Genomic DNA, 13,611 nt, shown 5'->3' on the forward strand with positions numbered 1-13,611 from the left:
AACGGTTGTCTCACTCTATCAGGATTTACATAGGAAGGTAGAGAAATGGTGAAATCCGATACGAAAACCTTCGACACTGTCAATGGGTGTGTTCGCCAGGTTGAATGAAGCATGTCTGGTTGTTCGGACTATACGCTGTTCAAGAAGCGGAAAATGTACTTGAAAAGTGTGTAATCAAAGCGAAGGCATAGGTATCAATCCGATCTTGAGCGTGAGCAGCAGGGTGAGATACGCGGCGCTCAGTGCAACAGCAATGAGATCCTTACCGGTCACATGCATGGCATGCCAATGTGTCCGATGAATTCCTTCTTCATAGCAGCGGGCGTCAAGCGCCAAAGAAAGATTATCTGAATGACGCAATGCCGCAGCAAAAACGGGTATGAGTGTAGCCGCGAGCGCCTTCAGCCTGCGCATGGGAGAACCGGTTTCGATGCTGCCGCCTCGCGCTGCCTGAGCTTGTGTGATGGATCTGGTTTCGTTGGCTAATGTGGGGAGAAAGCGCAAAGCCAGACTCATAACCAGTGCCATTTCTTGGGTATGTAGGCCGAATCGTCTTAATGGTGAGGCAAGTGAGGCAAACGCATCGGTCAGGGCGGTGGGAGTCGTCGTTTTAAGCAGGACAATGCCGAGCAGAACCGCCAAGGAAAATCGGCTGGTGTACAGTGCCGCTAGGCCGAGTCCGTCTCTGGTCACCTTTAGTCCCCACAAAGTCAGCAATGTGGGTCCTGTGTTGACAAAGAACATGTTGAAAATGCCTATCACAAAGAAAAGGATCAGGAAGCCCCGAAGAGAACGGAACAGTTCTACCGCCTTGAGACCGGAGAACGCGGTGATGAGGAATGTGCCTACGGCGGCCAGGAGTAATTCGGCTGGTTGATTAACGAGAAACATCATTAAAGTCAGCATGAGAAAAACCACAAGTTTCACCCTCGGGTCAAGACGTGTCATGATGCCGGTGCGTTTAAGTTCGCTTGTTTTGAAGATGTGAAGATGGTTTGAACCGTTGGCATCCATATCCCCGTTTGCTTGCACTGTCTCCTGACCGTTGTCTTCGGTCGCGGTTTGCTCGGTATCGAGGCTGATGATCCTATCTGCGATATGATGTGCCTGATTCATTGAATGCGTCACCATTATAATCGTCACGCCTTGTGCTTGGAGGCTTCGAATAAGGTTGAAGATGCATTCGTTGGCGGTGGCATCGAGACCTGCCGTTGGTTCGTCAAGAATGAGGATACGCGGATTGCAAGCGATGACACCTGCGATTGCGGCCAGTCGTTGTTGCCCTCCTGACAGGGAGAACGGTGATCGATCCGCCAAATCCGTTATGCCGAGCAGTTTCATCGCATTACTCGCGCGTTTGTCCGCTTCTGAGGCTGTAAACCCTTGATTCAAGGGGCCATACGAAACGTCCTGACGAACGGTTTGCTCAAAAAGTTGGTGTTCCGGTTGCTGCATGACAAGCCCTACCCGGGTGCGCAGCATGATCTTGTCTCGACGGGAAAGATCGCGCAAATCAAGTCCTGCTACTTCGATTTCACCGTCGGTAGGTTTCACTAATCCGGCAATCAGTTTGGTAAGTGTGGATTTTCCGGTGCCGTTGCGTCCCATAATGGCGACGCTCTCTCCGGGCAGAACGGACATTGAACAATCATGAAGTGTGTCGAAATCCGCAGAGGGGTAGCGAAATGAGACATGCTTAAGCGATATTATCGGTTGTCCTGAAGCTTTGTGCACTGGAGTCGCCCGCGGCATATCAGCAGGTTCTTTGGCTTCTTCTGGCTTCTTTGTCTTGTCGATGTGGCAAAAAGGGTCGACTTCGAGAGGTCGGATGCCAAGAACAGGAATTTTACTGGAATCTGCAACCTTTGCGTCTGATGTATCGCTAGTAGAGGACAGGTCCTGTACTGCCTTGGCAAGGTCTACGCTCTGCAATTGACCCGATTTCAGACGTAGGATGCGGTCGGCATTGCGAAGTTCCTTGGGTTTGTGAGTCACTTGAACAATGGTGACACCTTGGCTTTGTAAATGGTCGAGTACCGCCAAGACGTCACGCTGTGCCTGATGGTCGAGCATTGCCGTCGGTTCGTCGAGCACTATCATACGGGTGGACATCGCAATGGTACCGGCTATCGTCACTCGTTGCTGTTGCCCACCACTCATGTACGTAGGGTTTTGGTCGATTTGTTCGAGCATTTCTACGGCATCAAGGGCTGAGTAAACATGCCTATCGATATCATCAGCATCAAAAGCAAGGTTTTCCGGGCCGAATGCGACATCTTCGCCGACCTTTGTGGTGATGATCTGGTCGGCTGGGTTTTGAAAAAGCGCGCCGATGCCTTCGCGGGCGGTACGATAGTTGTCGGCATGTGCTCCGTTATTGTCGAAAACCCTGGTCCCGAGCAGCTCAACTGTTCCGGCGTCCGGGGCGGACAGTCCGGATATCAAGCCTGCCAATGTGGATTTTCCAGACCCGTTCAAACCTATGAGGCAGAGGCGCTCACCTTGTCGGATATCGAGATCCACACCGTCAAGAACCCATGAGTGACCTTGGTCGTAGCTGAATCTGACGTCCTGCAGACGCGCCGCATAGACGTTTATGTTGCTGTTCATTGGCTTATATGCCCACTTCATCGGTTGAGCAGGTTGGAAATTGGCTTGTAAACAAGGAACGTAACCACACCGTTGATGATGAGCTTGACGATGTTGAACGGTAGCAAGGCCGGAACGATAATTGCCAACACTTGGGCTTCGGACCAACCCGTGTAGACAGGCGTAATCAATAGGTTGCAGCCGATGGCCGCTGCCAACATGATTATTGAGCTCACGACGATGCCGATGAGTGCTCCATGGCGTGTGCGGTCACGGCTGTAGATGTATGCGCTGGGAACACTCATCGCAAGCGAAACGACCACGGCAACCAAGGCTCCCAATATGCCGGACATGTCGGTAAAAATGTGGGGCACCCAGCATAAAACGCTAACGATGACCGCGGCGGAAGGGCCGAAAGCGAATCCGGCGATCATGCAGATGATGCCCGAGGGGTCGTAGGTGAGCCACGTGTAGCCCGGGATGAGTGAGATGCTGATATAGGAAGCTGCCATCGCAACGGCGGAGAAAAGTGCATAGACAGCTATGCGTTGCGTTGACCAGCGTCCATGGTCGCCAACCCCAGTGGAATGAGCGGATTGCGTCTTGTCGCGTACGGTGCGCGTCGTCGTTTTCATCATTTGATTGCTGGTCGACCTGGAGCTATCTGATGTCTTTGCTGCTGTGTCGTCGTCGAGATTGTTGGTTGGTATATCACCATCTGATTTTTGGGTACCAAAAATATCGCTCATAACGAGCCTCGTTTCTTTCATCCGGACTGTAACCGTTGGCTCCGGAATCTCACCGGATCGACCGCTTTCGCAGTTCGCGGGCTTCGACTTTGCTGCCGTTATAAAATCAGCAGGTCGCTACCGCCAATAAGGAATTTCACCTTCCCTGAAACTTACCTATTCATCTATACCCGCATGGGTGGTCATCACGTGATAGGGCACATGGTGTGCTATAGATTCCAAAACCCTGATATTGTCTCGATTTTTCGTTTGTTTGGGCCGCTATAGTTGCCTCCATCTTGTAAGGATGCAAGAATATGGGTATGACTGAAAACACTAAATTAGAGCCGACGGGTCTTCAGGACGAAACCGTCGCTGGTTCAGAATCGTCGCCTATCGACAAGCTTGCCATCGTCGTGGTGACCTATAAGCGTCAGGAGCTTCTGCGGACGCTGTTTGATTCCATCAAGGCATTGAATGCAGTGCCGTGGCGCGTAGTTGTGGTAGACAACGAACACAGTGAAGAAACCGAAGCGATGGTGCGGCAATTCCGTGATGAGATCGTTGAACAGTGGGGTGATGCGGGGTCGGACGAAACAGGAAACACTTCGCGTGTGGTCTACGTTCCACAGGAGAACAATGGTGGTGGTTCAGGTGGTTTTAACAAGGGAGTTGAAAAGGCCTATCAACTCGGATCAGAATGGTTCTGGGTGATGGACGATGACGTGGCTGTGCTGCCTAATGCAATACAACAGCTAGCCAAGTGGACTACGCGCCATGACGTCATCCAAGGCTCGCGTCTTGATTACGATGGTGGCCCGTTCTACTGGCAGTATGACTTCATCGTTCCTCTGGGTATTCCCAACCCGATCGCTCCGGCGGCGTTTGGGCAATCCGGCTACCGCACGATGAATACGATGTGTTTCGAAGGTGGCCTCTTCCGTCGCAATGTCGTCGAACAAATCGGCTTGCCTGATCCACGTTTCTTTATCTATTGGGACGATACCATCTACGGATATCTTGCCAGCAGGGTGACCGATCCGATCGTGGTAGAGGATACAGTCATCCGTCGCACCCGTGAAATCGGCAACTGGGATATCGCCGGCGTACGTCAGCTCAATTCCACGTCTGACACGAATCGCTACCACATCATGCGCAACCGTGGCTATATGGCTCGTTACTTCATGACTCATGGAGACTACAGGCCAGTGTTGTTCGGTCTGGGTACGCTTCTGACCGGAATCAAGGAAGTAATCCGACTCGTTGCCGTCGATCGCCAGCACATTATGCCGGGCCTCAAGGCTTTGGCAAAGGGTTGGGTTGATTCGCGCAAGTTGTTGCACGATCCTAACTGGAAGCCGATGCCACCGCTGATATAGCACGCATGTTGTGGTTAGCCGCCTATCTTGCGTATCAACGTTAAACCCTTTCAACAGGCGTTGACATCGCCGATAGGCGGTTGATATGTAAAAATGATGGCTCTCGGGTAGGTTATGCGCCAACAAGGCCAATTTATCGGTTTTGTGATGATGGTTGGCTATCCGATGCTGTAGACTGTCAACGATTCTTGTATTTGCGTAGTGCACCAAGTGGGGGTTACCTATGATTGAAACAGCACAGGCTTTTGGCGTTGATATTGGTGGTTCGGGTATCAAAGCTGCGCCCGTGGATTTGGAGAAGGGTGAGTTCGCCCTTCCTCGTTTGAAGATTCTTACCCCGGAAGTTTCAACCCCGGATGCCGTTGCTGCCATTGTTCGCCAGCAACTTGAGCATTTCGAGGTTCCGGAGGGTGCTCCTGTTGGAATCGCGTTCCCTGCCCCTATTAAGCCTGGCAAGCCGCTTGACTTCATGGCTAATCTTGACCAGTCGTGGATCGGTCTTGATGTCACTGAGGTATTTTCTAAGGCGTGTGGACGTCCGGTAACCGTGGTCAATGATGCTGATGCTGCGGGACTGGCGGAACAGCAGTATGGTGCTGCCAAGGGCAATGACGGTTTGGTCATCGCCACCACACTTGGCACCGGCATCGGAACCGCGCTCATTCATAACGGTGTGTTGATTCCCAACACCGAACTCGGACATATTCAACTTGAGAAAGGCAAAGGCGATGCTGAGAAGTATGCCGCTTCGTCAGTCCGTGATAAGAAGAGTCTTGGCTATAAGAAGTGGGCAAAGCGTTTGACCAAGTACTACGGCCTGCTGGAACAGTATTTCAGCCCGGATCTGTTTGTCGTCGGTGGTGGTGTAAGCCGTATGGCCGATAGGTTCCTGCCGTTCATCGATATCAAGACCCCTATTGTGCAGGCAAAACTGCGCAATGAGGCCGGCATCGTCGGTGCTGCCTATTACGCGACCACAAAACTCATTTGAGTTTCGTTTTTCGGTTCCGCCCTATTGATGAGGGCGGAACTTTTTGTTTTATATCAGGTACGGGTTTGCTCCCCTGACAATGTGGTCGGGATGTGCGTGAGCCAAACGCCGGTATTGTGTGGCTAGTGTACTGAACATCAAAAAGGAAGAACATGCGCTTTTCCACTAGGGTCGGTTCGACCAGACTCAATCCCATTGCGGCAGCGGAAGCTCAGGTGCAGGATCAGGGAATTTTATTGCCAAACGTCAACGATTCCAACCCAACGCGGCATGGCCTTGCTCCGAAACTTGTTCCTCGTGTCTATACAGCCGATCCTCGTGGACCGTTGGCGGCGCGTCAGAATCTGGCGAAATTTTTGACTGACAGAAACGAACGTGAATCATTGATGTTCGAAAGTCGGCAATCTGATATAGAAAAGCCTGCTGTACGCCTCGGCAAGGTTCACACGACATCGGTAAATGACTCCGAAGGTGGTTCCCAAGACGTTCAGGAATTTGGGGATGCCACTTTGCGGGTAAACCCTGACAGTTTGTATCTGTTGAGCTCTACATCGCAGGCTTATTCCTGGTTGTTCAAGCTCATGTGCGATCCGGGTGACATCGTGCTTGGTCCGAAGCCTGGCTATCCGCTGATCGAGTCCATTGGCAGGTTGGAAAATGTGGAGACGGTCGAATATCAACTTCGATTCGATGGTTCTTGGTTCATAGATGTGGCATGGCTTGCTGAATTCCTGCGCAGCGAGCAAGGTCAAAATGCAAGAGCGATCGTGCTGATTAACCCGAACAATCCAACCGGCTCGTATATCAAACCCGATGAGAGGATACAGCTTGCTGGTTTATGTCGCGAGCATGGATTGGCCATCATCGCCGATGAAGTGTTTTTCGATTATTCACTAGAACCTTTTCCCGGAAACCGTCGTCTGGCTGGTCAACGCACCGCGCTGACCTTCGCACTTGACGGATTTTCCAAACTTTTGGCAGCCCCACACGCGAAAGTCGGCTGGATTCAAGTCAGCGGTCCTGACGATCTTGTTGCACAGGCTCAGCGAAGACTTGATATCATCGCTGACAATTATTTGCCGTTTAGTGACATTATTGCTGCTGCTATGCCCCAGCTGCTTGCAGCAGTACCGGAACAGCTCAACGTGGTGAAACGGAGGACTCAGGCGAATTTGAACGCACTTCATTGCCTACTCGATGCCGACAAGGATGGTTTGGTTTCCGTATTGCGAGCAGAAGGAGGCTGGAACGTGCTGCTGCGTTTCCCCTCCGTCGTTGACGAAAATGCTCTGGTCCTTAGACTTATCGAAGATTTCGGCTTGACCGGACAGCCCGGCTACTATTTTGACATGACCGATAACGGCTACCTTGCGGTGTCGTTGCTGCCAAAGAAGGAAACATTCGAGCGCAACATCAGGGCGATTCTTGCGACCGTTCCCCGCGAGTTGGAAGAATTCTGAGTGTACTTGATCAATTCATGATGCCAGACGAAAAGTCCGATTGATTTGCATGAGTCAGCTGACGATACGTCTGACTCACCAGATTCGGAACCATGACGCAACCTCTTGGAACAATGCGGGATCGGTGCGTATCAACGCATCCTCGCGACCAGGGACGAATATGGTCAGAAACGCCATGACAATACTGGCAAGCATCAACAGCAGCATCACTATGCGAACAAACGTGCTCTTCCATCCGATATGTCGAAGTCTGGTGTGCGGTGATGCATCATGCACAAAAAACAAAAGCCTTATTTGGCCTCGCCTTCGCGTTTGGTGCACTGGATCAGTTGCTCCCTTCAACGCATTATCAATGTGGCGCAGTGCCTGTATGTTTGCGTCTCTCTTACCATCCTGTGCGTCTGGAAGTAACGCTACCATGACCGCCACTGCCGCCAAAGCAAACAGCCATCCGAAATCGATCATGTACCGCCATCCGAGACCTCCTCGCACGCTGTCGATGAGCAGCAGCAGTAAGGCTAATACTGGCAGTGAAAGGACAATGCGCAGTAATCCAGATTGACGTAGCCGTCGTCTGATGCAAGGAATCAGTAGCAATACAATGAGCAAAAGCGGTGGGCAGAGCACAAAAAGGCCGGCCACGAGAGGTTCCGTATAACTCCAAGAGGGCAGCGGTGTGGGGTTGATGGAAAGGAAGGGGAACGTCTGCGAACCGTAAGGTCGAAGGAACAGATAGTAGACGAGCGTTGGAAGCAGGTTTTCGCCGGCATTTCGATAATGCGTCAGATTTGTTACTGTGATCTGGTATCGGTCGCCGAAATTGATGGGTGAGCCGAAACGAGCCATGTTATACAAGCACAGAGGTATCACGACCGTCAATGCCGGAAGCAGGATCGCACAAATAGCTGCTCCTGTAGGGCCCAACCTGTTTGTTGCTTGTACAGAAGATTTGGTTCTCCGTGGCCTTGCGCTGTCTTTTGCGCCTACTTGGGTGCTAATCGATACACCTTGTTTTGTGGTGGACGGAATCATCGTGGCTGATTGGAATATGGTATGGGATTGCGCTCGCAATATCTGGCGAATCTGGGGCCAGAATATTGCAAACCCGAGCAATGCCGTGAGCGTGAACGGCGGCCGGCAACCGAAATTGGCTGCCAGACACAGTGACCCTGCAGCCAAATGAGGTACTGAAACCGGTGCACAATCCCCGAAGGCTATGACGTGAGGGTGAATAAAACCGTTTCGCTTTTGTGGTTTTACTGACGTTTGTGCGGATCGACGGCGATGCGGCAACATCGACGGCGATGTGTTGCCCGCTGACGTCAACTTTTGTGCAGCACCCAGCCAGAACCAGAGACCGAGCACACTCAAAGCCAATGATGCGGCAAACGGAACAGAGTAGAAATTAATTCGGAACGCGAGATATCCTGCCTGAGAGCCCAACAAAAACAATGTAATAGCCATCGAAGTGGCTGCCAAAGAGGTTTGAGGGTTGTGCGTGGCAAGAATGCGAATGACGAGTAGGGAGCCAAAAAGAACGAAGATGAAAAGTAACAGCGCCACTGCGACGCCGGTTGGCAGCATCAGGCCGCCGGGTACAAATAACGAAGTTATAAGACGATATGGCGCGAACAGTAGCAGAGCCGGCAATACCCCGAAATATGAATACCAGTGTCCGTGGTAGAAGGAATAGTCCCAATAAATTGGGGTGACACCTTGGTCAAGCAGCTTTTCGCGAACCTGAGGATCATAGGGGTTAGGTGTGTCGTTCAGTGCTTGAGGAACGGGCAGATCGATGGAAAGTCGTCCATGCAGCAACGAGTCCGCAAGATGACCGTATTGATTGAAATCGTAGGTATAGTTGCCAGGGTCGTGGAAAGTGGACGAATTCGCTGATAACAGCGAACGAACAATGGAGAGTGTCGTTATTGCACCCATGACAGCCATAAATGTTCCGAACGCGAGACGCTGACGTATATTTGCTGTATCCAAACGCATCCGCCATAGCCGTGAAGACGGCAGCCACAGTGCCAGTAATACAACGATGCCGATCATGGCGGCCACGCGTCCTAAATCCGCGTGAAAAGGAACGTGGACATTTGCATGAACGGCAGCGATGTCGACGCGAGTACCAATCGGCTCCTGAATCCACACTTTGATGGGTGTCGACTGCGGTGCATCACTCGGATTAGATATGGAAAGATACAGGGAGTCCGACACGGCCGCTGAAACTGAACGTACAGGCGAGGTCTTCACGGGCGTGTCCACGCGCACATGGAATGTTTCAAGTGCTGATTGTGATGCATTACGTATTGGGGTGTCTCGTTGCGGGTCATGCTTAGGGTCCAATACCTGTGCGGGTGAGGAAAAACGGAATGTCGTTTCCGTGGGATCGATGCGTATGTATGGTGAGCTTCCATCGCTTCGGGTCAGCAGAAAAGCTGAAGTAGGATCGGTAACTGTGAGCGTTCCGTCTGCCTCACGTTCCAGACCCGGGCCGAGGTCGTTCAAGGCATTCGAAGAATCACGGCTTGCTCCTAGCGTGGTCCAAAATGGAAGATTAAAAACGACGCATTCGAGCAAAAAAATAACAACCCCAGTCAACAACACTGATATGGCGGTCTTATGACGGTAAAAAAAGCTGTGCTCGAAAGTGTTCACACCATTATTCTATAAGCTTTATGTCTGGTTGGATTGAAAGAATACGCATTATGTCTGATTTCACACAGCATTTGCATGATTTCGCTGATTTCACATCTCAAGGCGGATTCATGAGGCAGGTCCATCGGCTTGCGCGCGGTGTGAATGCCATGGCCGGTAACGCAGTCCGAAGGCCGAGGCAACCATCTTCCTCGCCTTCTCATAACAGTGAAGATGATTCGACGATGCAGGATATTTCGGTTCATGCGGTTTATCTGGGGCCTGCAGTCAAACGCCACATTTTCAAGGATTTTCCAGGCGTCCCGAAGGACCTACTGCTCGGTTGGGCGCAGCTGCCTCAATTTGGTGGACACTTTTTTTCAATTGGTGTATTCCTCAAACGTCAGGAATTCTGCCAGATAGCTTTGGCTGATGGCAAAGGCCGCGTCTTCTTGGGACACAGCCTGCAGATGGATACCCATGAACTGGACCCCGTACTGATTTTTGGCAAGGAGGGTGACTCCTCGTTGCATGATGATGCCAGAATGAGCGGGCGTTCCAGTGACACACTTGGCGACAGTTTGGGTGACACCTCATATTCCAATCGCGGCGCAACTTCAACAGGACAAGGTGTGACTGTCCTTCAAGGGGGTATCGTCGGGCGTGACATGTTCGGTAGGATGACATGGCTGGCCTCTTGGCTTGAACACGACAAACGTTACACGCTGGAGCAGATGCGTTATAATTTGCCTGAATCCTTGAGACTGAATCTTGAATACCGAGACGCTGTGGCGATTGCTTTTTTCGCTTCTTACATGCTTCCTCAGATGGAAGGCTCGCTCATTGGTTTCGGAGCCGGCAATATCTTCCGTCGGCTCAATCGTGAGGCGCCGTTGGGGGCGATTCGACGCAGTGTACGTGACAGTCTTGAGGCTCGGGCGCATGGCATGCGCGTTTCGGGGCTTGAGGACTATTTTGCCGATCTGATGCGTGAATCAGGAGCTCTCAAACCTTCCACAGGTCTTGAGGCAGTGCATGGAGCGGAACCTTTGCATCTGTATACTTCGAGTTATTCAGGTGCGTATTTCTTCACTTGGGACGATTCCTTGGATCTAGTGTCGGCACTCGAAGCTCTCAATATCGAAGGCAACCTCAATCGTTTTGCTGCTGTAAGCGCGTGGCTTGAACAAAATTCGCATATCGGTGCTTCTCCTATTGAGGACACGGTTACTCGTGCCCAAGCGGCAAGAATTGACCATGCGTTACTTGAAAATCCCGCGTTGCTTGCGTTGAAGCCGTCAGCGGATCAGGTTTTGGATCTTCATGAGCCAAGTTCAATGTCCTTGTCTCGTTTGCTTGATGCGGCCGCCCGTACGTCAAATGAAATCGCTTTGAAAGCGCCATTATCGAACATTGCGACCCAACATGCTGCCAAAGCGTACGGCGCGCAAATGACTGGCTGTGGTGAGTGGGTGTATCGCCAAGCGGTTTCCATACTGTTGCGACGACTGCGATTGCCATATCGCTTCGATACAGAATTTCGTTCGAATCTCAGCGAAGGTAATGTGGCGGTGTCATTCACCACCGCCGGTCATACGATGATGCCGACGAGTCGCTATGACGTGCCCAGCCACACTTGGGTTTCTCTGAGTGATGAGGAACGTACCCGCATGAGCGAGCGTTATAACCTGCGTGTTGGAATCATGATCGCCGCTTTGTGTTTTGGTGTTGATGAGCATGTATCCAATGTCTCGGTCCGCATCGACTCGATGGGGCTTGAGGAAGCCGTGGAGCAACAGGATTCCGCGATTTCCAAGCTTATGGCGCAGGCATTGGGGACCTTTGAGCGTATGCACTCTGGTGACATGCGTAAAGGGGGATCCAAAGCAGATCCAAAGGACGGCGACATTCATGGCGATCCCTCGCGTCCCGCACCGATGGGTTCAGCACAGGACGGTGGTTCCTTCGGGGCGCCGCCAGCTCAGGCTTTCCCGTCTTCAGGCAATCACGAGTCATCGGGCAGTGAAGATGACATGCATCGCCAACAGTATTCCGAGTCGCAGGATGATATTTGGCACGGTCATAATGATGATACGGATGCCGGCAATAGAGACCAAGAGACATCCGGTTTTGGGTGTGATGCGAAGGATGAAGACATTCCTTTTGCTTCAGATGAAGACAATTCTGGTTCGGCACAGACCCAATCAGAGAACGACGACACGGTTGGCGATGCGCAGATTGAGGCAGAGTTCACCGATTTGATGGCTGGTGTAGATTTTGACAGCATTGCTTTGTCTGTCCCTCAGGGAGACCAGCAGGAGAAAGATTCAGTCGGCAATGATGAAGATGAACAAGTCAATCCGCTAGCGTTGCTGCACAGTGGACCGACCATGCATAACATGGTGTCGGTGACGTTTACACGTGAGCGATTTTTGGATTATATCAGGTCTGAAGGGCTGAGTCATCCTGAACAGATTTACACGGATTTTGGAGCATCGTTGAATATCGACGGGACGGGCTCGCTTGACGTGTATCCTCAGTTCACTTTGCGGGACAAGCGTTTTTCGCCGCTGGGAAGTCAGGAAGAGCCTGAGCTTTCCGACGCCACGTTGCGGGGGGAAGCCAGCAAAATATTGGGAGCGGACAACATCGTAGGGTTGTCGGTTCAACGGGCGGATCTGTTGCAGCGAGCCGTTTCGGATTTCCATCGTATTGCTGAGAGCGATTCTCTGCCGAGCGTTGCCAAAGCTCAGCGTGCCATGGCTCTTGTTGAGGAAAACGGTGATCCGGAACTCAACAAGTTGGCACCTTCCGTCAGTCGGGCGTTGATTGATGGGGTCGATACACCCAACTTGGATTTCACACTTTCCCAAGATCTCGACGCACAGCGAGTTAAGGCCCGTGATTTGCTATTTTCCGGACAGGTTGAGCAGGCCATTACCACGCTCGAAGATGCGGTGGAGCGGGTAGACGAGCTGTATGCAGACGGTAGCAGTACGCCACGTTATTTCAATTCCTACGCAGAGCGGGTGGTTTACAACCGTCTGTTTGCCACCAGCGACGAACGTACGGTTCTTATCCCAGACAACCTGTTTTACGCGCACATGGAGCTTGCCGACTTGCTTGCGCAATTGCAGGGTGCCAAGGCGGCGCTGCCGCATTTGAACGCGATGGTAGCTTATGCTCCCACATACCCGCTGTCGCATATGAGGCTGGCGGTGCAGTTGGCACGCGAAGAGGATTGGAATTCCGCTCGTGCAGCTTGCTTGAACGCATTGCGTGTTTCGCTTGATCGAGATGATGCAGCGTACGCATACTATCGTCTTGCTTATGCGGAATGGATGTGTGGCGATTTCGATGTGGCAGTTGCCAGCTATATCATGAGTGAGCATATTTCGCCGAGCAAGATTGCATCACTTGATGAAGAATTACAGGAACTGCTGGCGCGGGCGCAATCGCAATGCATTTTGGTTCCTACTTCCTTTAGGTCAGCGCAAAAGGTGCTTACATTACATGAACTGCCGGTCTGGCCGCATACTGAAGTGGCTGAAATTGTTCATGAGGCAGCCAGAGTCTGTGTGGATACGGCCATGTTTGTGCCCGCCCGCACGCTTTCGATTGCCGCAGCTCGCATGGATGATAGCGCAGGTGATGGCATCGATATGGCACAGGGTCTGTTCCTGCGTTCCCTCAACGTCTAGGGACATGCCTGTTGCGCTTGATTCCGGGCTGACCGTAGAATCGAAGCAAGAGGAATGTGGCTCATTTCTATGAGGATTAACAGCCTAATGCGGTAAGAAATGGGGCAATATGGACAAGGCAGG

Annotated in this window: 7 protein-coding genes and 1 riboswitch; of the genes, 4 read left to right on the plus strand and 3 right to left on the minus strand. The window is 51.8% G+C overall.

The window, feature by feature from the left end; all coding sequences use genetic code 11:
• Nucleotides 1–174 precede the first annotated feature (174 nt).
• On the minus strand, nucleotides 175–2,610 hold the full coding sequence (locus GA0061077_RS01725) for an energy-coupling factor transporter ATPase (RefSeq protein ID WP_091847591.1): 2,436 nt from the start codon (nucleotides 2,608–2,610) through the stop codon (nucleotides 175–177).
• A 17-nt stretch (nucleotides 2,611–2,627) separates the two neighbouring features.
• Nucleotides 2,628–3,227 carry an ECF transporter S component gene (locus GA0061077_RS01730; RefSeq protein WP_091847592.1) on the minus strand — a complete coding sequence of 200 codons (600 nt, stop codon included), beginning with the start codon at nucleotides 3,225–3,227 and terminating at the stop codon, nucleotides 2,628–2,630.
• Between the two features lie 116 nt (nucleotides 3,228–3,343).
• A riboswitch (FMN riboswitch) is annotated at nucleotides 3,344–3,495 on the minus strand.
• Between the two features lie 145 nt (nucleotides 3,496–3,640).
• Here GA0061077_RS01730 and GA0061077_RS01735 point away from each other — a divergent pair.
• From GA0061077_RS01735 to GA0061077_RS01745, 3 genes are all read left to right on the plus strand, one after another.
• Entirely contained in the window at nucleotides 3,641–4,696 is a 1,056-nt protein-coding gene (locus GA0061077_RS01735; protein ID WP_091847593.1) for a glycosyltransferase, read from the plus strand.
• 223 nt (nucleotides 4,697–4,919) lie between these two features.
• Nucleotides 4,920–5,687 (plus strand): polyphosphate--glucose phosphotransferase, encoded by a 768-nt coding sequence (gene ppgK / locus GA0061077_RS01740; protein WP_091847202.1) that lies wholly within the window; start codon nucleotides 4,920–4,922, stop codon nucleotides 5,685–5,687.
• Nucleotides 5,688–5,839: 152 nt separating this feature from the next.
• A complete protein-coding gene (locus GA0061077_RS01745) occupies nucleotides 5,840–7,147 on the plus strand; it encodes a pyridoxal phosphate-dependent aminotransferase (RefSeq protein WP_091847203.1) in 1,308 nt (435 codons plus the stop codon).
• Between the two features lie 75 nt (nucleotides 7,148–7,222).
• On the opposite strand, the gene GA0061077_RS06840 is transcribed toward GA0061077_RS01745, so the two are convergent.
• Complete coding sequence (locus tag GA0061077_RS06840; protein ID WP_091847204.1) at nucleotides 7,223–9,808, minus strand: hypothetical protein; 2,586 nt, start codon at nucleotides 9,806–9,808, stop codon at nucleotides 7,223–7,225.
• 110 nt (nucleotides 9,809–9,918) lie between these two features.
• On the opposite strand from GA0061077_RS06840, the gene GA0061077_RS01755 reads away from it, so the two are divergent.
• Nucleotides 9,919–13,488, plus strand: coding sequence for a tetratricopeptide repeat protein (locus tag GA0061077_RS01755; RefSeq protein ID WP_375773973.1), 3,570 nt, complete (start codon nucleotides 9,919–9,921; stop codon nucleotides 13,486–13,488).
• The last annotated feature ends 123 nt before the right edge of the window (nucleotides 13,489–13,611 follow it).

This window comes from Bifidobacterium commune (assembly GCF_900094885.1).
Taxonomy (GTDB): domain Bacteria; phylum Actinomycetota; class Actinomycetes; order Actinomycetales; family Bifidobacteriaceae; genus Bifidobacterium; species Bifidobacterium commune.

Bases quoted from the DNA above. Each gene is read 5' to 3' on its own strand.
- GA0061077_RS01730 (WP_091847592.1), bottom strand. From the start codon at position 3,227: ATGATGAAAACGACGACGCGCACCGTACGCGACAAGACGCAATCCGCT.
- GA0061077_RS01745 (WP_091847203.1), top strand. From the start codon at position 5,840: ATGCGCTTTTCCACTAGGGTCGGTTCGACCAGACTCAATCCCATTGCG.
- GA0061077_RS01735 (WP_091847593.1), top strand. From the start codon at position 3,641: ATGACTGAAAACACTAAATTAGAGCCGACGGGTCTTCAGGACGAAACC.
- GA0061077_RS01725 (WP_091847591.1), bottom strand. From the start codon at position 2,610: ATGAACAGCAACATAAACGTCTATGCGGCGCGTCTGCAGGACGTCAGA.
- ppgK (WP_091847202.1), top strand. From the start codon at position 4,920: ATGATTGAAACAGCACAGGCTTTTGGCGTTGATATTGGTGGTTCGGGT.
- GA0061077_RS01755 (WP_375773973.1), top strand. From the start codon at position 9,919: ATGAGGCAGGTCCATCGGCTTGCGCGCGGTGTGAATGCCATGGCCGGT.